At 42.3% G+C, this 23,545-nt stretch carries 21 protein-coding genes; 9 read left to right on the forward strand and 12 right to left on the reverse strand.

Features of this window, described 5'->3' with window-relative positions; genetic code table 11:
- Positions 1-191 precede the first annotated feature (191 nt).
- The 4 genes from carA to SYN7509_RS0211630 all read left to right on the forward strand — a co-directional run bounded on the left by carA (position 192) and on the right by SYN7509_RS0211630 (position 4,842).
- Complete coding sequence (gene carA, locus SYN7509_RS0211615; RefSeq protein ID WP_009632814.1) at positions 192-1,325, forward strand: glutamine-hydrolyzing carbamoyl-phosphate synthase small subunit; 1,134 nt, start codon at positions 192-194, stop codon at positions 1,323-1,325.
- Positions 1,326-1,429: 104 nt separating this feature from the next.
- Positions 1,430-2,821 (forward strand): malic enzyme-like NAD(P)-binding protein, encoded by a 1,392-nt coding sequence (locus SYN7509_RS0211620; RefSeq protein WP_009632815.1) that lies wholly within the window; start codon positions 1,430-1,432, stop codon positions 2,819-2,821.
- A gap of 573 nt (positions 2,822-3,394) precedes the next feature.
- A complete protein-coding gene (locus SYN7509_RS0211625; RefSeq protein WP_009632816.1) occupies positions 3,395-3,940 on the forward strand; it encodes a DUF6658 family protein in 546 nt (181 codons plus the stop codon).
- A 101-nt stretch (positions 3,941-4,041) separates the two neighbouring features.
- Positions 4,042-4,842 (forward strand): DUF6658 family protein, encoded by an 801-nt coding sequence (locus SYN7509_RS0211630; RefSeq protein ID WP_009632817.1) that lies wholly within the window; start codon positions 4,042-4,044, stop codon positions 4,840-4,842.
- Positions 4,843-4,894: 52 nt separating this feature from the next.
- On the opposite strand, the gene larC is transcribed toward SYN7509_RS0211630, so the two are convergent.
- The gene (gene larC, locus SYN7509_RS0211635; protein WP_009632818.1) at positions 4,895-6,097 is read right to left on the reverse strand and encodes a nickel pincer cofactor biosynthesis protein LarC; all 1,203 of its coding nucleotides are present in this window, start codon (positions 6,095-6,097) and stop codon (positions 4,895-4,897) included.
- A gap of 40 nt (positions 6,098-6,137) precedes the next feature.
- Between larC and SYN7509_RS0211640 the strand changes: the two genes are divergently transcribed.
- Entirely contained in the window at positions 6,138-6,794 is a 657-nt protein-coding gene (locus tag SYN7509_RS0211640; RefSeq protein ID WP_009632819.1) for an L-threonylcarbamoyladenylate synthase, read from the forward strand.
- A 4-nt stretch (positions 6,795-6,798) separates the two neighbouring features.
- On the opposite strand, the gene SYN7509_RS0211645 is transcribed toward SYN7509_RS0211640, so the two are convergent.
- The 11 genes from SYN7509_RS0211645 to SYN7509_RS29695 form a co-directional block, all read right to left on the reverse strand.
- Entirely contained in the window at positions 6,799-8,223 is a 1,425-nt protein-coding gene (locus tag SYN7509_RS0211645; protein WP_009632820.1) for an O-antigen ligase family protein, read from the reverse strand.
- A gap of 163 nt (positions 8,224-8,386) precedes the next feature.
- Positions 8,387-9,121, reverse strand: coding sequence for an SDR family oxidoreductase (locus SYN7509_RS0211650; RefSeq protein ID WP_009632821.1), 735 nt, complete (start codon positions 9,119-9,121; stop codon positions 8,387-8,389).
- Positions 9,121-10,449, reverse strand: a complete 1,329-nt coding sequence (locus tag SYN7509_RS0211655; protein WP_009632822.1) for a DUF4910 domain-containing protein — start codon at positions 10,447-10,449, stop codon at positions 9,121-9,123. Before SYN7509_RS0211655 ends, SYN7509_RS0211650 begins: the two co-directional genes overlap by 1 nt.
- Positions 10,450-10,486: 37 nt before the next feature.
- On the reverse strand, positions 10,487-11,275 hold the full coding sequence (locus SYN7509_RS0211660; protein WP_009632823.1) for a sugar phosphate nucleotidyltransferase: 789 nt from the start codon (positions 11,273-11,275) through the stop codon (positions 10,487-10,489).
- 42 nt (positions 11,276-11,317) lie between these two features.
- Entirely contained in the window at positions 11,318-12,247 is a 930-nt protein-coding gene (locus tag SYN7509_RS0211665) for a phytanoyl-CoA dioxygenase family protein (RefSeq protein WP_009632824.1), read from the reverse strand.
- 60 nt (positions 12,248-12,307) lie between these two features.
- Positions 12,308-13,189 (reverse strand): glycosyltransferase family 2 protein, encoded by an 882-nt coding sequence (locus SYN7509_RS0211670; RefSeq protein ID WP_009632825.1) that lies wholly within the window; start codon positions 13,187-13,189, stop codon positions 12,308-12,310.
- 61 nt (positions 13,190-13,250) lie between these two features.
- Positions 13,251-13,802, reverse strand: a complete 552-nt coding sequence (rfbC, locus tag SYN7509_RS0211675) for a dTDP-4-dehydrorhamnose 3,5-epimerase (RefSeq protein WP_009632826.1) — start codon at positions 13,800-13,802, stop codon at positions 13,251-13,253.
- A complete protein-coding gene (locus tag SYN7509_RS0211680) occupies positions 13,799-15,031 on the reverse strand; it encodes a class I SAM-dependent methyltransferase (protein WP_009632827.1) in 1,233 nt (410 codons plus the stop codon). Before SYN7509_RS0211680 ends, rfbC begins: the two co-directional genes overlap by 4 nt.
- Positions 15,028-16,101, reverse strand: coding sequence for a CDP-glucose 4,6-dehydratase (rfbG, locus tag SYN7509_RS0211685; protein ID WP_038021559.1), 1,074 nt, complete (start codon positions 16,099-16,101; stop codon positions 15,028-15,030). The genes SYN7509_RS0211680 and rfbG overlap by 4 nt, the downstream gene beginning before the upstream one ends.
- 9 nt (positions 16,102-16,110) lie before the next feature.
- Positions 16,111-16,884, reverse strand: coding sequence for a glucose-1-phosphate cytidylyltransferase (gene rfbF, locus SYN7509_RS0211690; RefSeq protein ID WP_009632829.1), 774 nt, complete (start codon positions 16,882-16,884; stop codon positions 16,111-16,113).
- Between the two features lie 350 nt (positions 16,885-17,234).
- On the reverse strand, positions 17,235-17,420 hold the full coding sequence (locus SYN7509_RS29695; protein WP_148297981.1) for a hypothetical protein: 186 nt from the start codon (positions 17,418-17,420) through the stop codon (positions 17,235-17,237).
- Between the two features lie 384 nt (positions 17,421-17,804).
- On the opposite strand from SYN7509_RS29695, the gene SYN7509_RS0211695 reads away from it, so the two are divergent.
- From SYN7509_RS0211695 to SYN7509_RS0211710, 4 genes are all read left to right on the forward strand, one after another.
- Positions 17,805-18,989: a response regulator gene (locus SYN7509_RS0211695; protein WP_009632830.1), complete on the forward strand. Its 1,185-nt coding sequence runs from the start codon at positions 17,805-17,807 to the stop codon at positions 18,987-18,989.
- 54 nt (positions 18,990-19,043) lie between these two features.
- Positions 19,044-19,406: a response regulator transcription factor gene (locus tag SYN7509_RS0211700; protein ID WP_009632831.1), complete on the forward strand. Its 363-nt coding sequence runs from the start codon at positions 19,044-19,046 to the stop codon at positions 19,404-19,406.
- A 36-nt stretch (positions 19,407-19,442) separates the two neighbouring features.
- Positions 19,443-20,003 (forward strand): chemotaxis protein CheW, encoded by a 561-nt coding sequence (locus SYN7509_RS0211705; protein WP_009632832.1) that lies wholly within the window; start codon positions 19,443-19,445, stop codon positions 20,001-20,003.
- Between the two features lie 131 nt (positions 20,004-20,134).
- On the forward strand, positions 20,135-23,476 hold the full coding sequence (locus SYN7509_RS0211710) for a methyl-accepting chemotaxis protein (protein ID WP_009632833.1): 3,342 nt from the start codon (positions 20,135-20,137) through the stop codon (positions 23,474-23,476).
- Positions 23,477-23,545: the final 69 nt, after the last annotated feature.

Raw genomic sequence — 23,545 nt, forward strand, 5'->3', positions numbered from 1 at the left:
TAAAAAGAATATTAAGGTATATTAATTTACTGTAAAGCTTTTTTAGCAAAGATTTCAAGCAGATCGGGGACTAACTTTAGGAACGGGGATCGCTTAAGAAATGCGATCGCATGACGACAAAATCTCCCATGCGTAAAAACAACTCATGGCATAATGATCGCAACGTGCGTAAATTAGCTTAATTATTGAAAATGTCTAAATCCGCTATCTTAGTCCTTGCTGATGGCACAACTTATCGCGGTTTATCCTTTGGGGCAACAGGAACTACCATCGGAGAAGTAGTTTTTAATACCGGAATGACAGGCTATCAAGAAGTATTGACCGATCCCAGCTATCGCGGTCAAATGATAGTTTTTACTTATCCCGAACTTGGCAATACTGGCTGTAATGACGAAGACGAAGAATCAAGGGGCCCACAGGTAAGAGGAGCGATCGCCCGCAATGTATGCGATCGCCCCAGCAATTGGCGCTCCACCAGCAGTTTGTCCGACTACCTCAAAAAGCACAACATCCCCGGAATCTACGGCATTGACACCCGCGCCTTGACTCGAAAAATCCGCGTATTAGGGGCAATGAATGGCGGTATTTCAACAGAACTTGACGAAACCGATTTACTAGAATTGATCCAAACAGCGCCGGATATGGCAGGCTTAAACTTAGTACGGGAAGTTACGACAACAAAAGTTTACGAATGGTCAGAGGTCACTACTAATGTGTGGGAATTTAAACCCGCAACTGAACCAATAATCGAAAAACAACTAACCGTTGTCGCCCTTGATTTTGGAATTAAACGCAATATTTTACGGCGACTAGCTAGTTACGGTTGTCGGGTAATTGTAGTTCCCGCAAGTACGCCCGCCGAGGAAATTATGAAATACAACCCGGATGGCATATTTCTTTCCAACGGCCCCGGAGATCCCGCCGCAAATATTGAAGGGATAGAAACAACTAAAGCCTTACTAACTAGCCAAAAACCTGTATTTGGTATTTGTATGGGGCATCAAATTTTAGGGTTATCTTTGGGCGCTCAAACTTACAAACTTAAATTTGGGCATCGCGGCTTAAACCAACCTGCGGGTTTAGAGCAAAAAGTAGAAATTACTAGCCAAAACCATAGTTTTGCTCTCGATCCTGATTCTTTGCTCAATGCAGACGTAGAAATTACTCATCTCAACTTAAACGATCGCACCGTTGCCGGATTAAAGCACAAAACCTTACCAATGTTTTCGGTGCAGTACCACCCCGAAGCAAGTCCTGGACCCCACGATGCTGATTATTTATTTGAGCAATTTGTCACCTCAATGCGGACAAGTAGAGACGTTTAATAGCATATCTGTTAAATTTCTGGCAGATTGCACAAATTTTTTGTGCAAACTTATGGGTAATTGGTAATTGGTAAAAACAATAACGGAGAATCACGGTAACTAACATGGTAAATTTGACACCCAATTCTAGTTTTAGTTTGACGCTACGCTTAGAAATTCCTAACCGTGTGGGAATGCTGGCAAGTGTAACAGGTGCGATCGCATCCTGTGGCGGCAATCTCGGTCAAATCGACCTAATCGAGCAAACCCGCGAGGTTTCAATCCGCGATATTACAGTAGATGCAGCGAGTACCGAACACGCAGAAACAATTGTTGAATCTATTAAAGTTTTACCTGACATTAAATTAATAGATGTCTACGATCGCACTTTTAATTTGCATCGCGGTGGCAAAATTAGCATCACCAGCCGTATTGCAATTAAAAGCTTGGCAGATTTGGCAATGGCTTACACTCCAGGCGTGGGTAGAATTTGTATGGCGATTTCTCAAGATCCCGAACAGGCTTACCATTTAACCATTAAACAAAATACTGTGGCGATCGTTACCGATGGTAGCGCGGTACTAGGTTTAGGTAATTTGGGCCCAGAGGCGGCTTTGCCAGTCATGGAAGGTAAGGCGATGCTGTTTAAAGAATTTGCGGGGATTGATGCTTTTCCGATTTGCCTAGCTAGTCAAGACACCCAAACCATTGTCGAAACTGTCAAGCAAATTGCCCCAGTTTTTGGCGGGGTAAATTTGGAAGATATCGCCGCCCCCCGGTGCTTTGAAATTGAAAAGCTACTGCGCGAACAATTAAATATTCCCGTTTTCCATGACGACCAACACGGTACGGCAATTGTAACTTTAGCGGCGTTAATTAATGCCCTAAAACTGGTCAATAAGCCTATAGCTAAGGTAAAAATCATTATTAACGGTGCAGGGGCAGCCGGCGTTGCGATCGCCCGATTGCTGAAAAAAGCGGGAGCCGAAACTATTTGGATGTGCGACTCTAAAGGAATTTTGTCTACTCAGCGCCCCGATATGACCCCGGAAAAACTAGAGTTTGCGATCGATAAAATGGGTGGTTTAACGGCGGCGATGGTGGGCGCGGATGTATTTATTGGGGTTAGCGCTCCGGGGGTAGTTACACCAGAAATGGTGCGCTCCATGGCAAGCGAACCGATTGTATTTGCCATGGCAAACCCGATTCCTGAAATTCAGCCGGAACTTGTAACGGACTATGTAGCAGTAATGGCAACGGGGAGAAGCGATTATCCCAACCAAATTAATAATGTTTTGGCTTTTCCTGGGGTATTTCGCGGCGCTTTAGACTGTCGAGCCAGTACCATTACTACAACTATGTATCTAGAAGCTGCTTATGCGATCGCCTCCTTAGTCAAGCCTTCCGATCTCAACCGTCAACACATTGTCCCCTCAGTATTTGATGAGCGAGTTGTAGGTGCGGTTTCTGGTGCAGTCCAAAGAGCCGCAAGGCAAGAAGGTATTGCCGCAAATTAGCCTTTTGCGATGTCGCCAAGGGAATTTAGATGGCACTACAAGCGTGAAAGAAGTTCTAGGGCGATCAAATATATAATCCTTAAGAAACTTTTAGCTCGATTATTTAAAGGGTAAAGGGTTGATTTCCTTTACCTTTTTACTTGCGAAAATTAGCATAACCCTTTTGATAGAAAGACTATAATATTTTTGTTATATGAATTATTTACAATTAGAATTGGTTAGCTACAACAGCGTCATATTTACTTAAAACTTCTTTTGACTTGAACTAGCCCTTTTTTGGATTTTCTATAGTGAAAATTGCTTTAAAAAACCTATCAATGGGAGTGCTTGTAAATCTCTCTACAGTTAGATAACAGAAGTTAATTAAAGCAAACAAGAATGTGACCTTGGCTAGAGGTAGCGATCACTACTAAATTGTTATCGTTAGCGATTGTTGGTTAATTATCAGCTAATTTGAGCATATAACGCCAAGATTGTTATTTTTTAGATGCGATCACATTTTTATAGATGTTAAACGTAATTAAAAGATAGATTCAAAGCTTAATTTGTCTTAAAAGCTGCAAGGAGGAATTTGTGAACAAATTAACTGCTTTTTTCAAAAAACTACGGTTGCGTCAAGTCTTAACAGTATTTTTAGCTGGTGTATTGCTCGTAGTTAGTACAGCTTGTAATTCAGAACTTGCGCAAGGCGCAAACCCAAATAACCCGCCAGTTCAAGCTGGTGGAGCAAACAATCCTTATAAAAGTGGCGGCGACAAGTATACAAATTTAAAAATGTCTACAGACCCCAAGGTTAGTAAGACAGATGCTAAAGGTCAACAATCTAATTTAGATAGCTCAATACTTCTAGCTGCAAGCGATATTCTTTATCCTGGTGCAGAAACTCCCGCCGGTAGAGCAGAAAAAGAAACCCAGTTACCAATAAAAACTAACAAAGACTTTACAGAACCTAAAGTAGGTGGACTAAATCAACGTAATGCAGATTTAGGCGAACGCGTAGAAAATCGTGTAGAAGCTGCTAAAGATGCTTTTAAAGAAGCTGCGGGTTTTGTTAAAAATAAATCTGATGAAGCAGGAAGAAGACCAGAACTTCAAAGTAACCCGGCTTTGCACAAATAAACAATAAAGCGGTTGTTGCCCCAATTATTTAGGGCTAATTAATAATACTGGGGCAACTAATTAAAGGTTTAATTCAATCAAAAAACAACAGGAGTATGGCTATGAACAAGATAATTAATTGGGTTAAAAAAGCTAAATTGAGTCAAATACTTATGACTTTCTTAGCCGGGGCTTTACTAATATTTACTACCGCTTGTAACAGCGTCCAAGCTACAACACCAAATAATCGACCAAATGTTCCTTCTGGCGTACAACCAGATAAAGAATTAACATCGGGTAAAAACCCCCGTCCAGATGTTCCTAATGAAGCTACAACCAACCGCTTTCAAAAAGGAACAATGAATGATTTTAGCGACTTAGACCCTAGAGCCGAAAAAACCGAAAAAGGGATAGCCGATAAAGCCGCAGCTTTGAAAGAAAATGCCGAGCGCAACGTTATTGACCAAACCGGAAGTCTGGCAGGTAATACTAAGCGCATTCTGGATAAAAAAGGCGAAAATGCGGAGGATTTTGGTAAAAATCTAAAAGACAATGCCGAAGGTGCTAAGAAGAAAATTCAAGGTACAGCCGATGATTTGGCAAAAGGTACAAAGCGCGGTTCGGAAAATGTTAAGGACAACACTTTAGATGCAACTAAAGGTATTAATAGAGCGGCAGAAAACACCAAGGAAACTATCAAGGCAAATACTCCCGATACTAGAGAGTTGACTAGAGACGCTAGAAAAAACATTGATAAAGCTGCTGACAATACCAAGTCCGCAGGCAAAAACTTGGTTGACGACACTCAAACAAATGTAGAGAAAACTGGTAACTTTCTACAAAACAAATTAAACCAAGCTGCTAGAAGTACGAAGCAAAATTTGGATAAAGCTGGTAATGCAGTTAAAGATGCTGTAGATTAACTTAACCAGTAGTTAAACAGTAAAAGTCAGGACATATCCTGACTTTTACTGTTTAAATAACTTTTTTTTGTGCATACCAGCAATGCACAGCTATTCTCTGAATTTCCCGCCAAGAAACTTGATGCTGTCTAGCTAATTTAGCGCAATCTTCATATTCTGGTTGGACGTTAGAAATTTTCCCTTTTTCTGCCCAAGCAACTTTAACTTTGACTACACCATAATCTGTATCGACTTGTTGAATTTCTCGTCCTAAAATCCTCCTTTGCTGTAGGTAGCGACGAATCCCTAAAGTAGTAGTTTCTTTAAAAATAATCGCTTCGCAATCTGGCATTTTTTCCGGTTGGCAAATAACTGTAAGTAAAGTTCCCAAACGGGACTTTTTCATCGCGATCGCCTGAGTGAAAACATCCACCGCCCCCGCCTCAAACAAAGCCTCAAACACATAACCGATCGCTTGGGGACTAAGATCGTCAATTTGGGTTTCTAATACCGCCACAGTTTCAACCGCAGGATTAGAATCAATTTTTGGGTTTGTCTCTCCTATCCACAGCCGCAAAATATTCGGTAAAGCTAAATCTTGAGAACCGGCACCTAGTCCCACCTGTTGCAGTGTCATTGCTGGGGGAGAACCAAAGCTTGCAGCTAACGTAGTGGCGATCGCCGCCCCCGTAGGTGTAACTAATTCTTTCTCAATCCCATTACTATAAACAGGACACTGGCGCATCTCCCACAGCTTTAGAACCGCAGGTACAGGCACTTTTAGCTGTCCGTGAGCGGCGCGGACATTGCCGCCTCCGGTAGGAAAGGGCGAACAATATAGTTTTTCAATCCCCAGCCAATCCAAACCCAAACAAGTCCCCACAATATCGACAATGGCATCGATTGCCCCCACTTCATGAAAATGAACGCGATCGCTCTCTATGCCATGTACTGCCCCTTCTGCCTCTGCCAAACGGCGAAATACAGCTAAACTCCAAGCTTCGGCTTGGGGGGGCAATTGGGCATCAATAATTTGCTGTTCAATTTCTGGTAAATGCCGCCCATGATGCTGGTGATGGGTTAAATCTACATGAACTTTGGTTGCCCTTTGACCTTGGCGATGGACGCTTTCAACCCGCAACTGGTAATCTTGGGCAATACCCAACCTATTGAGATTCTCTCTTAAATAGTCTACAGGAACTCCCAAGTCGGCGATCGCCCCCAAGCACATATCGCCAGCAATACCCGTTGGACATTCTAAATAGGCTAGTTTCATACAGCAAGGGGCATTTTTAAGTTTCTTCAACACATTTATTATGGCGACTTTCTACAATCTTCATCCCGATAACCCTCAAACCCGCAGCATCGAACAAATTGTCAATCAACTGCGATCGGGGGCTGTGATGCTTTATCCTAGCGATACCGTCTATGCGATCGGTTGCGATCTTAATGTTAAATCCGCCGTAGAAAGAGTACGACAAATTAAGCAGCTATCAAATGATAAACCCCTAACTTTTTTATGTCCTTCCCTTTCTCAAGTTGCCACTTACGCAGTAGTTAGTGATGGTGCTTATCGAATTATGAAACACTTAATTCCTGGTCCCTATACCTTTTTGCTACCCGCCACAAAATTAGTTCCGCGCTTAGTTCTCAATCCCAAACGCAAAACTACAGGGATTCGCGTACCCGATAATCAAGTCTGTTTGGCTTTATTACAGGCTTTAGAAAATCCGATTATTTCCACGGCGGCTCATTTAACCGCCGCAGAAGATGAAATTACCCCCGTTTTGGACATAAATATTTCTCGCTTTGAACTATTCGACCGTTTAGAAAAGCTAGTAGATGTAATTATCGATGATGGCTCTGAAAAAACAAGCGATCGCGTTTCAACCATTATTGACTTAACTGGCGACGCGCCAATCATCGCTCGTCGGGGTTTAGGGTGGGAGCAAGCTGTAGTTTGGGCTAGTTAATATCTCAAACCGCCTGCTGCTTTTTGCGCGCCTTTTCATGGTGATGATATTTGTTTGCTGCCATACTCATACCCAAAAAACTCCAGAAAACCACTCCACCAAGAGCCAGCAAGATATTAAGAGATAGCATCTGGGCTAAAACTCCCAAACAAATAGCGCGAGATGCGTTAGCAAAGCCATCAGAGCGGGCTTCAAAATTTGTAAATAAATCGATTAACGCAATAATAATCCCGCCAAAATAAGGCAAAGCCCCAAACCAACCCAAAGTAAAAAACACATCCAAAATGCCGCTATCAAGCGTCACTTCTTGAAGTAAACCTTTTTCATTGACAAAATATTTACTGCCGATGCCGTTGCCCAAACCACTAGAAAAGGCAATGCTTATATTTCTTTGGTAAAGTTTTGCTCTAGCATTAAAGCTAGTATCTTTTTTAAGATTGGTCAAAGATTCAATCCGAGCGTTAATAATTTCTGCAAATGGTTCAATAGTGGTCAACGGAACTACGCACAAAGCCATAACAATAATGCTGATAAATAGCTGCATCTGCAAGCGTGGTTTCAATGTTCCTAATAGACTAATTAAACTAATAAACCAGCCCAGCCAAGCCGTGCGCACTAATGACAATAATAAAGATAAATAGCCGACAACCGAAGCTGGAACCCGGAGAAAATTATCGTTAGTCAGTAATATTAGCAATCCTGCTAGGAGAACATTGGCAAACGGGCTAGGAGAATTCATTGTACTAAATACCCGAATACCCAAGGGTTCTGGCGTACCATTGACCAGCAATCTAGTTTGAATAATCCAGTACCTGTCCCACTCTGGTGCTACTATGTACTGCACAATCCCATAAATTCCTGTAACTAGCACTCCCCACATAAAAGTGTTTTCTATAGTCTGCCGATATTTGGGATAGTTTCGCCAGTTTGCAAATAAATAAAAAGCAAAGACAACTGGAGTTAGCCAGTCTAAAAGCGCTCTTAAAGATACGGCAAGCGGATTTTTGACTATACCGATCATAAATCCGTAAACTACCCCAGCAATTGAGATTACAAGCGGCAATCCTCCCATGCGATAAGAGCGAGGTAGGTATTGAAAAAAGGCAATTAAGCTAATTAATGTCACTAAGAACGGCGCAGTCAAAATTACACCGCTACCATCCCAACCACTGCGATAATCAATTACGCGACGCAGCCACGGGGTAACAAACCACAGCCACCATGTAAAGCCTACATAAATAGTCGGATACTTGCCATACAAAAATAAACCAACAATTAACGAGCCGAGGGGAAAGAGCAAGCGTAAAATACTGCCCGCGCCTGCCAAAACAGCTACCGCAGAAAAAATTACTAGCCCCGAAATTGCTATCCAAGCAAATAGTTGAGGCGCACCGGGATTAGTGCTAACGGAAGAACCACTAATACTCATATATCTACACTTTTAAAAATATTTGATAGATGCGATCGCGCTCTTAACTACCGATAACGATTAGAGCAAATCTATTTTTGGTTAAAGGGTTTAAACTGGTCAAGTGTCTTTTACTTTAGCACCAAGAGAAATCAATTGCTCTACTCACGTTTTGCAGAGCTATTTAGGTCTTTTGGAAGGGTCTAATATTGATATCCGTTACTTCCGCACTTCTTGGCATACTCAAAGCATTTACTACAACTAATGCTACGTCTTGGGCTTGTAGTAAGCGATCGCCTTGATATATTTTACCCTCCATAGCATGAATATTTGCTTGTCTTGGGGTCGCCGTGCGTCCGGGATACACACTCAAAACCCGCACTTGATCGGCATTTACTTCTTCTCTTAAACTATCAGCGATCGCTTTTAAAGCGTGCTGAGTGGCGGCAAATTGTCCAACTTTGCCCGCCGGACGCATAATCACACTTGAATTAATAAATACTATCTGTCCCTGCTGCGATCGCACCATCGGCAATAAAGCTTGAGTTAATAAATAGGGAGCGCGGACATTAGAGCGGTACTGCAAATCGAGATCGGCAATATTAGCCGTTTCCAGTTTTCCCGGCACATATACCCCCGCACAGTGAACTAAAATATCGACATTGCCAAAATCTGCCTCAATGCAGGTTTTTAGCCTATTTATTTCTGCATCAACTGTTAAGTCTGCGCCATAACTCATAACTAATGAGCTAGTTTTTTTGGCGATATCAGCAGTTTTTTCTAAGTTTATTAAATTTCGTCCTACTAATCCTAACTTTGCTCCTGCGATCGCCAATTCTAAAGCGATCGCTTGACCAATGCCGCTACTTGCTCCGGTAACAACTGCAACTGCATCTTTTAAAGCCGTTTTTGCCGTCATTACGCTGTTTTTTCCTTTAATAAGTCGTGTTTTAATAAAGCGATCGCGGCTTTATTAATTACATCAATAGACATCTTCGATCTTTGCGCCATATCTAGTAAACTATGTTCGCCATCGGCTAAATTTAGCACCCACAATATAGCTAATTCGTTTATTGCCTCCTCCGCTTGTCCGCCTACAGCACGATACAAACCTCTTTTGCCTAATCTTGGTTCGCATTTAGGATTTTGGTTTAAGTAAGTTTTATTATTTTCCAGAATGTGTAAAATTGATAAGCACTGATGATAAGAATCTGCTACATATTCTGGTTGAACAAAGTCTAAGTTATCTGCCGAGGTGTGGTACTCCGGGAAGCTACCATGAGGCGACCTCATAAAACAACCCACCGCCAAATTGAACCCTGGCGAACAGTATTGTCTTTCGTCATAGCCATAGGGAAAGAAATCAATTATTTCATACTCCTTGCCAGAATTTGCTAGTACGTATTCGGCAATTTTGTCAATCTCTGCCTCGCCTTGACGGCTTTTTTTATAAGTAAACTTCCCCCCATCGCCTACGCAAGTTAGCACCAAACCATGTTTAATATTAGTAACTTTGGCTTCATTGTGACATAGCCAAGTAACAGAACCAATTGTTCCGGGAATAAACAAAAATCGGTAAGAATAACGATTTGGTAGCTTGTTTAAGTATTGAGCTAAAAATACCCCTACCGAGATTCCCGATAGATTATCATTACCTAAAGAAGGATGACAACTATGGCAAGAAATCAAAACTTCTTCCGTAGTTTCTCCAGCAATAAAATATTCTCCATAAGTTAAATGCCCAGATTCTAAAGAAGAATCAATAACTACCTCATATTCTCCATCAGGCAATTCTAAATATTGTTTGTGAGTTAAACAAAATCCCCAACTTTCTTTGTAATAGGTAGTTCGATAAGGAATCCAATCTGGGGAGTCGGGCAATGTATATAAGTGTTCCTTCAATGCCTCTAAAGACATTTTTTGATTAACAGGGACGCTGTAACTAACAACGTGGAGATTGGAGTTTTTAAAGTCTACAACTTTCTCTCCCCGCTCATTTTTAATATAAGCATCTTTAATATTCCATTCCTTCGGCACAGTCCAATCATATACCTCAGTTCCTGTCGGTACTTCCTGCACTTCAAGGGGAATATAACTTTTAATAATATTTAAAGTTTCGCGAAATCCATTCCCCGTAATACTGCGGCAAATTGGATACAGTCTTTCCATCAACTGATACATACTTTGCCCAACATCTTCAGTTTGGTTGCGCTCAAAATCCAGAGATTTTACACTATCTATAATCATTTTTACCTTAATTAATTCAAATTATCCAGTTAGTTTTCTATACTTGTGTTAGCCCTTCGCGCACAGCACGAACTAAATCTTCAGGAGTACCGATATCAAGAAAATTGCCATTTTCAAATACCTCCACTTCTACCTTTAACCCGCTATCAATAGCTGATTGAATCGCATCGTTAATTAAAACTTCTTCAAGTGGCACAATGGGCTGATTAGCTAAATATTGATGCAAAAACTCTGTAAAACTTGGTGTCCAAGCGGCGGTAAACCAGCTATAACGCAATGTGCTATGGGTGGGTTTATCGATTACTTTGCTAACACAACCTTTAGCGTCAAAATCAACCATCCCGCCTTTATAAGGTTGGTCTAAAGGCACAACTCCCAAAACCAAATCTGCTTCGCTATCACTAAGGTGAGCTAGTAAACGCACAAAAGCATCTTGGGGTTGAAAAATAATATCTGGAAATCCTAAAGTAACCACCGCATCTTGCACAAACTCATAAGCGCGATCCAAAGTATAAGGAACGCCGTACAAAGAGGTGACAACTAAATAGCCCAAATTCATGCCTACAAGCGAACCATCACCCAAATAAGCCGGAATATCCCACTTATTGGTACGCAAAAGTACGTAGGCTTTGCGAATTCCCGCTAGGCGCATACTTTCTAGTAAGTAATGGCAAACTACTTTCGGGCGCAAGCTACCATCGGTTGCTACCCGAAAACCAATTGGATACAACTCTTTGCTTCCAGGTAAAGGCGAAATGCGTCTTCCTTCTCCGGCGGCTGGAATCAAGCCGATCGCGCTTTGAATATTGTAATTTCTAATTGCCATGAGTTACCAGAAAGTATTAATGCGATCGCCTATGCAAGCTACCTAACGATTTAAAACCGTAGGCTGGAAAATTAGCACATCGTCAGCGCTGGGTGGTTTGGTATCGTAAAGAGCGGCTATATCTTCGGGTATACGTGCGAAGTCATGACCGCGCAAGTAGTCTCTCATTGTCGTTCCTGTACAAGCAGAATCAACGTTTGGCGCACCTTGTTTGGCTACTACATCATCAAAATGCACGGTGCGAAAGTCGATGCTAAAGCGCGTCCTACCAGAAGTATTGGGTACTGTGGAGTGCATCTGTGCGCCGGAAAAAACCATCACTCCCCCTGGTGGAGGCACAATTCTTACCTGCGGCTCGACTTCCATAGGTTCTTCGGCGTGGGGTTGTTGGCGCGTATCTTTTTTGATATGTTTGGTGGCGTTTTTGCGGCTTTCCTTGTTCCATTCATAATAATCGTAACCACTTGAGCCATTTTTTACAGGTTGACTCCAATAGCGGGGATGGAAAGCCATCACATTATCTGGCTCCACATCATAAATGGGAAACCACCAATTTAGCTGACAAGTAGGCGCAGAATACCAAGTATCGCGGTGAGGGTGGAAAGCGTAAGCAATACCAGAAGTTAGGTAATTGTCGCTGGTGGAAGTTCTCATGCGCGGTACGTCGAAGTAAGTTTTATTCAAGTCGCAACCTAGGTCGCTCAAAATTCCTTGCAGAAATTCCTTTGACTTAGGATGATGAATAAAAGCCGGCTTCAATGTAGCCAAAATTGCTACGTATTCCTCGACTGGCAGGCTGTATTGGGCTTTTTGTGGATCTAAAGGTGCAAACGCTTCCTTAATCATCTGGCGGGCAAATTCAACCATAGCGATCGCACTTGGACAAACAGAATAAACAAATATCTGTCCGTTGTATAGATGCTGTCTCCTATCTTCATCGCTTAATTTGGCATCAAAAAAAATTGAGTTCATTTTGCCTTATCTCCTAACAAATTCATCTGTGCTGCTAAATAAATAGCTGATCGCCAACATCTAAAATAAATATTCCATGCAACCTTGGATTTCACCAATTTTGCCGCCAAAACGCCGCATCCAAATTACCCGGTCTTCCTTAGTCCGAATTTTGACTAACAAGACTAACAAGCCTTTCCAGCCACCTAAAAATAACTTCAGTTTAACGAATTTACCTTTTAACAATCCATACCTATTTTTGACTGCCACCGCCGCCTTTGCCCAATTACGGGACTGAATGTAGTTGGCAACTAAATCGTGGCGTAAGCGGTAATGAATAGTAGCTTCAGGAATAAAGTGAAGCTCAAAACCCCCCTGTTGCGCTCTCCAACTAAATTCAATATCTTCCCCAAAAATCAGCGACTCATCAAAGCTACCAATAGTCTCGATCAAAGTGCGGGTGAACCCAATATTGCAACCGTTTCCCCAAGCAAAAAAGGGAGTTTCTTGGTGCGATCCTGGTGGTTCTTTTTGTTTATCTTCATGCTTCTGCACTCGCCAAGGCTCGTTAAGTTGTGTAAATTCTAATGGGCCGGTGACAAAGTCATACTTGCTGAGGGCATCACCCATAGCTGCTAACCAGCCGGGAGAAACTTGATCGTCAGCATCGCAAATTACAAAGGCATCGCTACTATTAGCTGCGGCTATACCAACATTGCGGACGTAGGCTACGCCTTGTTTGGCAAAAGCATCAACAATCCGCAGATTCGGTAATTTATCTGCATACTGTTTGACAACCGCAACGGTATTATCCGTTGAATTATTATTACAAACAATCACTTCCCACGCGCCAGACCATTGTTGCCGGGCTAGGGCTTCCAGTTGAAGTGCGATCGTATCAGCCCCATTGAAACAGGGAATAATTATGCTTAACTGAGCTTTTTGAGTGAGTTTACTGTTCATTTGGATGCAATCTCTGCGGGGAACATTGTTGCTCGACCTAAATAGTATTTTCCTGTAAAAATTATCTTTCTATTCCTACCAGCATCGACTCCAACAAAGACCAACTAAAGTCTTTATCAGCAATTTCAGTGACGGGTAATGGCCAATCAATTCCCAAAATGGGATCGTCATAACGCAGCCCGCGCTCGTACCCAGGCTCATATAACTTATTCATTTGATACATAACTTCTGTATCATCTGTAAGCGTTTGGTAGCCGTGAGCAAACATTTCTGGGATGTAAAGACTCCACCGATTTTCGGCGCTTAATTCTACGCCAACATGAGCCAAGTAGGTAGAAGAATTTGGGCGCATATCAACAATTACGTCATAGATAGCGCCTTGCGTACAGCGCACTAACTTGGCTTCGGTTAAGGGAGTGTCTTGATAGTGCAGCCCTCGGATAGTTCCCTGTTTGTGATTAAAGGCAATGCTACACTGAACATTTGCTACTTCTAAGCCACGATCGGTAAATTCTTGGGTGCAGAAAGTCCGAGCAAAGAAACCGCGACTATCTGCTCTTGGCTCGATATCAATAATAAATGCGCCCTGGAGTTCAGTTGTTGTAAATATCATGAATAGACTTGTACCTCTGGAATTGGCACTACAAAGCTTCCCCCCCACTCGCGAATAAATGCGGTTTGAGAGATAATTTCATCTTTAAGATTCCAAGGCAAAATTAGTAAGTAATCTGGCTTAGTTTCTTTGATATGGTCAGGGGACATAATTGGGATATGCGTACCGGGTAAAAACAAATTTTGTTTGTGAGGACTGCGATCAACGGTATAGTCAATAAAATCTGTCTTCACACCGCAGTAGTTGAGTAGCGTATTACCTTTAGCGGGCGCACCGTAAGCAGCGATTACTTTTCCTTGAGATTTTGCTTCAATTAAAAAGCTTAGGAGCTTGTGTTTTGTCTCTTTGACTTTTTCGCCAAAACTCAAGTAAGGCTCTAACTTATCTAACCCAGCTTCAATTTCCTTTTCTTTTAGCTTAATTGCGCGATCGCTTATTTTGACTTCACTAGCTTCATGCTGTCCATAAATCCGCAAGGAGCCGCCGTGAGTCGGCAATTCTTCAACATCAAATAAGGTCAAACCATGAGCAGCAAAAACTTGGCTAACCGTTAAAAATGAATAGTAAGAATAATGCTCGTGATAAATAGTATCAAATTGATTTTTCTGTATCAGTTGCAATAAATGGGGAAATTCCATTGTAATAATGCCCTTTGGCTTTAAAACAATTTTCATTCCCGCTACAAAATCATTCAAATCGGGTACGTGAGCTAAAACATTATTTCCTAGTAACAAGTCTGCTTGTTTGCCATTGGCGACCAATTCAGTAGCCGTTTGTACGCCAAAGAATTTGACTAAACTAGGTATACCTTTTTTTTCGGCTACTTTAGCTGTATTTCCTGCGGGTTCTATACCTAAAACCGGGATACCTTTTTCTTTAAAGTATTGCAGCAAATAGCCGTCATTACTAGCAATTTCAATTACTTGGCTATTAGCATCAAATCCAAATTTTTCTACCATCAAATCGGTATAACCTTTCGCGTGTTTTAACCAACTATCAGAGTAAGAAGAAAAGTAAGCGTAGTCTCCATCTCCAAAAATATATTCGCGAGACTCAAAGTCTTCTATTTGTACCAAAAAACATTTTTCACAAACATAGGTGTGTAACGGATAAAAGTTTTCAACTTTGTTTAGATGTTCTGGTTTTAAATAAGAATTGGATAATGGAGACATTCCCAAATCGGCAAAAGTATGCTTTAAGGTGGTTTTACAGAAGCGACACTGAGTCATAATTTAGTAGTAAATTGATTAATTTGGGCTAGGGTTACATCTCTCATAGGGGCTGAACTTTGATAGGCTCTTGTCCAATCCACAACCCAAGCTAGGGCGTTTTTAATATCCAATTTTGGGAACCACTTTAATTGATTGTGAGCCTTAGAACAATCTAGTTTTAAGTAGTTGGCTTCGTGAAGCTGGGGCAATGTTTCCACTGTCCAACCGCTATTGCCTTCCCACAGATTACTCATCTCGTTGACAATCCAACTTACGGGTTTAGCATCTTCTTCTTTAGAACCAAAGTTCCACCCTCCGCTAAAAGAACTGCCATAGTTGTAGAGATGCTCTGCTAGGGTGAGATAGCCATGCAAAGGCTCAAGAACGTGCTGCCAAGGGCGGGTAGCATTGGGATAACGGATAGTTACAGTTTCTCCTGCTAGCCATGCTCTAAGGATATCGGGAATTAGGCGATCGCCCGCCCAATCTCCTCCACCAATTACATTTCCTGCTCTAGCCGTAGCAATTCCTATAGAATTATCAGAATTACTAGCAGAATTTTTAAAAAAAGAATTTCTATAGGCAGCCGTAACTAACTCAGCACATCCTTTGCTACTACTGTAAGGATCGTGGCCACCCATGGCTTCATTCTCTCGATAGCCCCACACCCACTCCCGATTTTCATAACATTTATCTGAGGTCACATTCACAAAGGCTCGCACTCCCCCAGCCTGTCGTACCGCTTCTAGAATATTCACGGTTCCCATAACATTTACTAAATAGGTGTCTACAGGGTTGGCATAGGACTGACGTACCAATGCTTGTGCTGCCATATGGATCGCAATTTCCGGCTGAAAATCTTTGACTACTTGCTGCAACTGACCTAGGTCTAGGATATCTGCAAATATTGAGTCCATGCCGTCTCCAACTTTAGCCAAATTAAACAAACTAGGCTTTGTAGCTGGAGGCAGACTATAACCTACTACCTGAGATCCCAGAGATTGCAACCAAATTGAGAGCCAGCTTCCTTTGAACCCAGTGTGTCCAGTTAATAGAACTCGTTTACCTTGCCAAAAATTTGGAGTCATTACCATACATCACCATACCTTCCAAGGCGCTTTACCACTTTGCCATTGTTCTTCAAGATAAGTTTTATCCCGCAGAGTATCCATCGGCTGCCAAAAATCATCATGTTTGAAAGCTGATAATTGTTCCATCTGTGCTAATTTTTGTAGAGGTTCGTTTTCCCAAACTGTAGAATCATCTGCTATCAAGTCAATAACTTCTGGTTCTAAAACAAAATAACCACTACTTACCCATGCACCGTCACCTTCAGGTTTTTCCCGAAAGCTAGTAATTTTACTTTGTTCTTCTCCTAAACAAATTGCCCCAAATCTTCCTGGTGGTTGAGCAGCAGTTAAGGTTGCTAAAGTTTTTTGTTCTTTATGAAAAGCGATCAATTCTTGAATATTTACATTGCTGACACCATCACCATAAGTAAAGCAAAAAGTTTCATTACCAATATGCTCTCTTACTCTTTTTAATCGTCCCCCAGTCATTGTGCCATCGCCAGTATCTACTAACGTCACGCGCCAAGGTTCAGCATAGCCGCAGTGAACGTTCATTTGATTGAATCGCATATCAAAAGTGACATCAGACATATGTAAGAAATAGTTAGCAAAATACTCTTTAATTACATAGCCTTTATAGCCGCAACAAATAATGAAATCATTGATCCCATAAGTGGAATAAATTTTCATAATATGCCACAAAATCGGGTGACCGCCAATTTCTACCATAGGTTTAGGTTTAATGGTAGTTTCTTCACTCAATCGAGTACCTAGTCCACCCGCCAATATTACTGCTTTCATTGCATCACCTCAAATATACTCAAAAATGCGTTTTGTACTTTTGATAGAGCTAATTAGCACGTGCGCGAAAGTTAAGCAACATAAAAGTATTTAACTTACTAACTAACAATCTTAAGGCAGCAGTCTAGGAAGAACCGTAAAGTCAGAGTAAATCCACCTCTGTATATGTAAACTTTTGGTGAAGCCTAACTGCGTCGATATGTAAATGTACTTGTCTTGTTTGTTTTAAATGAATTCCTAAATTAATTATTATCAATATTATCCAAAAGTTACTAGAGCAAATGTTTTTTTTAATTTACTCATTTCTGTTAATTCGCAAAAGTAGGGCGATCGCTGTGCAAAGGTCAAATCTATAGCTCTAGGAGCGATCGCCTATTTTTACCTATACGTTGAGAGCGATCGCCCTTAGTGCTGGATGATAATTTTCTCCTAGCGGTGATTGGATATCCGACTTTTCGCGCCTTGCTGCTTTGACTTTGAAACTCAATTGCCAATATTTCTACAGAAAAGGCATGATTCCAGACTCTAACAAACACTAGCAATTTACAGCTAAAGTCTCTCCACAACTTACTCCTAGATATTTTAAGAGGATAATAAGCAACGTAGCCATACTTACGTACATCGCCGCGACTCTAAGTAAATTCAGTGTTGATACGGATCTAGATTATTTAGAGGAATGTCATGATCGAAAAAACATTGGGTTTTGAGGTTATCAGCTTTTTAAATGTTAATGAATTCTATTTTAAATTTAAAACTTGATATTTTTATCCATTACCTTGCTCAACCAATGTGGACAACAAACGTTTTCAGTAAAATTATCGTTGCTAATTTCTACTAGCAAATATCACACTAAAACTATGGAGTTAAGTATATCCAACTAACAAAAAAAAACCGCCTATATTTGGAGCAAAAAAATAATTATGATTGCCGAAACTATGAATGCTAACGATTTAATTAAAACCCTTGCTGGATTAAAACAAGAGCAGTTCAGTGGCAACTTGTTGGTAAAAAGCACAAGCACCGAGGGAAATTTAGCGCCAGATTGGAATTTTTGCTTGTTTCTGGGCAGAATTTTGTACGCCACTGGAGGCAATCATCCCGTTAGACGCTGGCAAAGAAACCTACTAGCTCAATGCCCGCAACTTGACATTGGGCAACTAAAACAATTGGTGGTCAATATTTCTAATCCAGCAACTTTGTCCGCCGTCACCAGTTGGGAATATCAACTATTACATTTAGGAGTAGAGCGCCACCAAATTAACCGCGAACAAGCAGCAAAAATCATCACTGCGATTGTTAGCGAAGTATTGTTTGATATTTCTCAAGCAACTCAAGTTAGCTTTCAAATCAAGCCAGAACATATATCAGTTCCCGTCCAACTGGCTTTGCTAGATCCAGGGCTAGTGCTGAGGGAAGTACAACAACAAAGAATGTTATGGCAAAAATCCCAAATTGGCGATCGCCATCCCAACCAAGCCCCTAACATTGCTCAAAAAGAACAATTACAACAACAAGTATCGGCTCCCGTTTACCAAAACCTTGTCAAACTGTTAGATGGACATCGGACTTTGCGAGAACTTGGCATAGTCATGAAGCGCGATGCGGTTCAAGTTACTAGCTCTTTACTGCCATTTTTAAAATCGGGAATAGTAGAGCTAATCGAACTTGCGGATTTTCCCGCTCCAGTGTTTCCTACCGCTACAAAACCCGCCGTAGAAAGCACCCATGCACCGCTAATTGCTTGCGTCGATGACAGCCCTTTAGTTTGCCAAAGTATGGAAAAAATTCTCACTAGCGGCGGTTATCGGTTCTTAGGCGTGCAAGACTCCTTACGGGCGATCGCAACTTTACTTAGTCGCAAACCCGATCTAATTTTCTTGGATCTAATCATGCCTAACACCAATGGGTATGAAATTTGCACTCAGTTGCGTAAAGTATCAGCGTTCCGCGATACGCCGATTGTGATCTTAACCGGAAATGACGGTATTATCGACCGTGTACGCGCCAAAATCGTCGGTGCTTCTGGTTTTTTGAGCAAACCAGCCAATGCCGAAACGGTGCTGGAAACAACCCGCCAGCACCTCCACGAATTTGTAGAAGACTAGCCTTAATTAAAGGCACGCTCACTTCAGTAAACATTTTTTTAACAGGACAACACCATGAGTACAGTTTTAGTCGTTGAAGATTCTCCTACCCAAATGGACGTAATTACTAGCTGCCTGCAAAAAGGCGGACTAACCGTAATGACCGCTATAGATGGCAAAGAAGCGATGACCAAAATTAGCAACCAAAAACCAGACTTAATTGTTTTGGACGTAGTATTACCCGATCGTAGTGGGTTTGAACTATGCCGCGATCTCAAAGCCGAAAGTTCTACCAGTGGCATCCCTGTCGTAATTTGCTCTACCAAGTCAACAGACATGGATAAGTTTTGGGGCAAAAAACAAGGGGCTGATGCCTACATTACTAAGCCCGTAGACCAAGAAGAACTGTTAAAAACAGTAAAACAACTGATTAAATAAAGCGTTTATAAGAGCGCATTGCCGCAGGAGATAGCGATGATATCTGAGTTTTTGTCTAAAGGCATTTCATTAGGATCGACAACTACCGAAGAAGCAGCAAAGGAGCAAGAGCAGTTTTTGCGCTTTCACCTAGCTCCCGACCTCAACGCCGCCTTGCCAGTGGAGCAAATGACCGAAGTATTCACCGTTTCCACTAATAAAGTTGTACCCATTCCTCATATGCCCCCTTGGGTAATTGGCGTGTACAACTGGCGGGGAGAAATTTTGTGGCTGGTGGATTTGGGCTACTTGCTAGGCGGTACGCCTTTGTACCAACAAGCGAGTAGCCGATCGCTTTACACGGCAATTGTGATCAATTCCCAGCAATCCGGCGGGCGACAAGGAGGCGGTAGCACGGCAGGAAAAAAAATGCTAGGACTTGCCGTTAATCGAGTAGAAGACATGGAATGGTTCAACTCTGACTTGATTCAATCGCCCCCAGAATCGGCGGTAAATGCGGCATTAGTGCCATTTTTACGTGGCTACTGGTTAAAAACTAATGGTGAAATTGTCGTTGTTTTAGACGGAAACTCAATTATCGCTGGAATGCCTAAATAATAGAGACGTAGCAGTGCTACGTCTCTACATTTAATGTTAAACGCCTATGTTTTAGCTTTATAGCTTTTTGTATTTCTATTGATCGCAGTTCAGAAAATTATCACTACATCCCAAATTTTAAGGTTGATATCATGACTCAAACTTCTCCCAAACCCTCCGATCGCAATATCGCTAATGGTCACAATCAAGCCGATGGCGATACAGAGGTTAGCGGTTTTTTCAAGTCAGCATTTCCTTCCCCCACTACCGAATTATCTACCTCTAGTCCTCAATCTGCGCCCGCACGTAAATCGACCGTAAGGCAGATGCCCCAAGAGATGAAAAGTTTCTCGTGGTGGCAACGTCTAGGTTTAAGACCTAAGTTAACTTTAGGCGCGATCGCACTTGGGGTTATTCCCTTAGCCCTGCTCGGTACTATTGCTTACAACGTAGCTGATAGAGAGATCGTTAACCAGCTTAATCAAACCAAAGAGGCTAAAGCCGTCGATTTAGCCAACCAGATGGAAGTTTTCTTACTCGAACGCTCTGCGGACGCTCTGTCTATAGCTGACTTACGGATTGTTGCCAATCCTAAAGGGCGAGCAACAGCTACCGCCAAAGAAAAGCAAGAGCAGTTAGATTCAATCGTCAAAAATTCCGGTTTTTATGACAGTATCGCCGTTTCCGATTTACAAGGGAACATTCTTCTGCAAAGTAGCGGCGAACCTGTCGCTACTTTAAGCGATAAAGATTATTTCCAAGAAGTCATCAAAACAAAAAAAGTAGCAATTACCGATCCACGACCATCGGTAGTTACTAAAAAGCTGTCCTTTTTCGTAGCTGCGCCAATTTTTGATTCTGCCTCTGGCAAATTTATTGGTGTAGTGCGGACTCGAACCCCAGGAGAAAAAATCACGAAACTCCTAGAAAACTTCGCCAGAAATAATAATAAATACTATGTTTTAGGCGCTGAGGGAGAGGTAATTCTAGCCAACGAACCGGAGCGTATTGGCAGAGATGCCAAGGCAGATTTCCCTAACCTAGCTAAACTCCAAGCCGCCAAAAAAACGGGTACAGCCTTGGGTAACGATGCCGTAAATAAAGATGAAGAATTAATTGGCTATACACCTTTTGAGAAATTTGAAGGTGTTCCAGAATTGGGCTGGAGTGCGGTAGTTTCCGAGAAATCAGATAGCGCCTATGCCGCCCAGTATGTATTGATCTGGGCGCTAGGTCTAGGTACTTTGGCTACCGCATTATTGGTAGGCGCTCTAGCAGCTTATGTTGCTAGACTTGCCACCCGCCCAATTTTAGAAGCTACCAGTACGGTAGAAAAATTAGGTAGAGGAGAATTTGATAACCGCGTAGAAGTAACCGGAGGCGACGAAATCGCGGTACTAGGGTCAAACATTAATAAAATGGCAGACCAGGTACAAATCTTGTTACGACAGCAGGAACTCGAATCTGAACAAGCCCGCTTATTTGCGGACGTTGCGAGTTCCCGCGCCGATAACGTCCAAGACGTAGAGGGAGTCTTCAACCAAGCTCTAGCCGGAGCTAAAGATATTCTTCAAGCCGATCGGGTAGTTGTCTATCGCTTCAAACCTGACTTTAGCGGCTATATTGCCAACGAATCGGTATCCCCTGGTTTTCCTCAAGCCCTTAATGACAAAATCGAAGACCCCTGTATCAGTGATGAGCTAATTGAAGCTTACAAACAGGGTCGAGTCGTGCCAACAAGTAATGTATTTGAAGCAGGTTTTCACCCCGACCACTTGGCATTGATGGAACGGCTGCAAATAATGGCAAATTTAGTTACGCCAATTATCAACAACAACGAACTCTACGGCTTGCTAATTGCCCACCACTGCACTGCACCCCACGATTGGCAACAAACAGAAATCACCTTCCTAACACAAATGTCCGAGCGACTTGGAGTAATTTTGGGTCGCGTCAGCTTCCTAGAACAAAAAGAAGCAGAAGCTACGCGCTCGGCATTGCTCAAAGATATCACTGTTAGCATTGGTCAATCTTTAAGCCCTGAAGATATTTTTAATCAAGCAGTTCAACAAGCCCGCCGCGCCATCAATTCTGACCGTGTAGTTATCTACAGCTTTAACGATAAATGGCAAGGCACAGTAACCGCCGAATCGGTAGGTGAAGGCTGGCCCAAAGCAATGGGAGCCAAAATCGACGATCCTTGCTTTGCCGACAAATACACCGAACGCTACAAAGCTGGTCGCGTCCAAGCTACCAACAACATCTACAAAGCAGGCTTGACAGATTGCCACATCAAGCAACTCTCTATTTTTGGTGTTCAAGCAAACTTAGTAGCGCCAATTTTACGCGGCGGTCAATTGCTGGGTTTACTTATTGCTCACCAATGCTCTGCTCCCCGCAACTGGGAGCAAGGAGAAATAGACTTGTTCTCCCAGCTTGCAACTCAAGTAGGTTTTGCTCTTGACCGCGCAAACTTGCTAGAGCAGCAAAGAGCGGCTAAAGAATTCCTGCAAAGACGAGCGCTAGAACTACTTATTGAAGTAGACCCCTTGAGCCGAGGCGACTTAACTATTCGCGCCAACGTAACGGAAGATGAAATTGGTACGGTTGCGGACTCTTACAACGCTACGATTGGTAGCTTGCGGAAAATTGTTACCCAGGTACAACTAGCAGCAATTCAAGTAGCGGCTACTACCACCGATAACCAAGGTTCTGTTCAAGGACTATCTTTTGAAGCGTTGCGTCAAACAAAAGAAATTGCTGGCGCTTTAGAGGAGTTGGCACTTATGACTACTTCTATTCGCGCCGTAGCTGCTAACGCATCCCAAGCAGAAGCGGCAGTAAAACGAGCCACCGACACGGTACGAGAAGGGGATTCGGCAATGAACCGCACGGTAGACGGTATCTTGGCAATTCGAGAAACGGTAGCGGAAACCTCGAAAAAAGTAAAACGATTGGGGGAATCTTCACAAAAGATTTCTAAAGTAGTAAACCTCATTGGTTCTTTTGCCGACCAAACGAACTTGTTAGCGCTAAACGCTTCGATTGAAGCGGCTCACGCTGGAGAACAAGGACGAGGATTTGCAGTGGTAGCCGATGAAGTTCGAGTATTAGCGCGCCAGTCTGCCGCAGCGACGGCGGAAATTGAAGCGTTAGTAAAAGACATTCAAACAGAAACCAACGAAGTAGTAGCAGCGATGGAAGCTGGTACAGAGCAGGTAGTTACAGGTACGCGCCTAGTAGACGAAACTCGCCAAAGTTTGAATAAAATTACCGCCGTGAGTACCGAGATTAGTCAATTGGTAGCGGCGATCGCCCTCGCCGCCGTTGCTCAGTCCAAAGCTTCAGACTCGGTAACGCACACTATGACCGACGTAGCCACTATCGCCGGAACAACATCAACAGAGGCTTCTAACGTATCTGCGTCGTTTACCGAACTACTAGCAGTAGCTCAAGACTTGAGCGCGAGTGTAGGTCAATTCAAAGTCAAATAAAAAGCCAATAAACGGGGAGGTAGAAATATTCTCCTCCTCTAACTATTTTCCATTCATACATAAAAAATT

It is taken from the genome of Synechocystis sp. PCC 7509, assembly GCF_000332075.2.
Taxonomy (GTDB): domain Bacteria; phylum Cyanobacteriota; class Cyanobacteriia; order Cyanobacteriales; family Chroococcidiopsidaceae; genus Aliterella.

Excerpts from the sequence above, each read along its gene's own strand:
- SYN7509_RS0211630 (WP_009632817.1), top strand. The coding sequence starts at position 4,042 with ATGAACAAGATAATTAATTGGGTTAAAAAAGCTAAATTGAGTCAAATA.
- SYN7509_RS0211710 (WP_009632833.1), top strand. The coding sequence starts at position 20,135 with ATGACTCAAACTTCTCCCAAACCCTCCGATCGCAATATCGCTAATGGT.
- SYN7509_RS0211645 (WP_009632820.1), bottom strand. The coding sequence starts at position 8,223 with ATGAGTATTAGTGGTTCTTCCGTTAGCACTAATCCCGGTGCGCCTCAA.
- SYN7509_RS0211660 (WP_009632823.1), bottom strand. The coding sequence starts at position 11,275 with ATGGCAATTAGAAATTACAATATTCAAAGCGCGATCGGCTTGATTCCA.
- SYN7509_RS0211620 (WP_009632815.1), top strand. The coding sequence starts at position 1,430 with ATGGTAAATTTGACACCCAATTCTAGTTTTAGTTTGACGCTACGCTTA.
- SYN7509_RS0211655 (WP_009632822.1), bottom strand. The coding sequence starts at position 10,449 with ATGATTATAGATAGTGTAAAATCTCTGGATTTTGAGCGCAACCAAACT.
- rfbC (WP_009632826.1), bottom strand. The coding sequence starts at position 13,802 with ATGATATTTACAACAACTGAACTCCAGGGCGCATTTATTATTGATATC.
- SYN7509_RS0211665 (WP_009632824.1), bottom strand. The coding sequence starts at position 12,247 with ATGAACTCAATTTTTTTTGATGCCAAATTAAGCGATGAAGATAGGAGA.
- SYN7509_RS0211650 (WP_009632821.1), bottom strand. The coding sequence starts at position 9,121 with ATGACGGCAAAAACGGCTTTAAAAGATGCAGTTGCAGTTGTTACCGGA.
- SYN7509_RS0211680 (WP_009632827.1), bottom strand. The coding sequence starts at position 15,031 with ATGACTCAGTGTCGCTTCTGTAAAACCACCTTAAAGCATACTTTTGCC.
- SYN7509_RS0211705 (WP_009632832.1), top strand. The coding sequence starts at position 19,443 with ATGATATCTGAGTTTTTGTCTAAAGGCATTTCATTAGGATCGACAACT.
- larC (WP_009632818.1), bottom strand. The coding sequence starts at position 6,097 with ATGAAACTAGCCTATTTAGAATGTCCAACGGGTATTGCTGGCGATATG.
- SYN7509_RS0211670 (WP_009632825.1), bottom strand. The coding sequence starts at position 13,189 with ATGAACAGTAAACTCACTCAAAAAGCTCAGTTAAGCATAATTATTCCC.
- SYN7509_RS0211695 (WP_009632830.1), top strand. The coding sequence starts at position 17,805 with ATGATTGCCGAAACTATGAATGCTAACGATTTAATTAAAACCCTTGCT.
- carA (WP_009632814.1), top strand. The coding sequence starts at position 192 with ATGTCTAAATCCGCTATCTTAGTCCTTGCTGATGGCACAACTTATCGC.
- SYN7509_RS0211640 (WP_009632819.1), top strand. The coding sequence starts at position 6,138 with ATGGCGACTTTCTACAATCTTCATCCCGATAACCCTCAAACCCGCAGC.
- rfbF (WP_009632829.1), bottom strand. The coding sequence starts at position 16,884 with ATGAAAGCAGTAATATTGGCGGGTGGACTAGGTACTCGATTGAGTGAA.
- rfbG (WP_038021559.1), bottom strand. The coding sequence starts at position 16,101 with ATGACTCCAAATTTTTGGCAAGGTAAACGAGTTCTATTAACTGGACAC.
- SYN7509_RS0211700 (WP_009632831.1), top strand. The coding sequence starts at position 19,044 with ATGAGTACAGTTTTAGTCGTTGAAGATTCTCCTACCCAAATGGACGTA.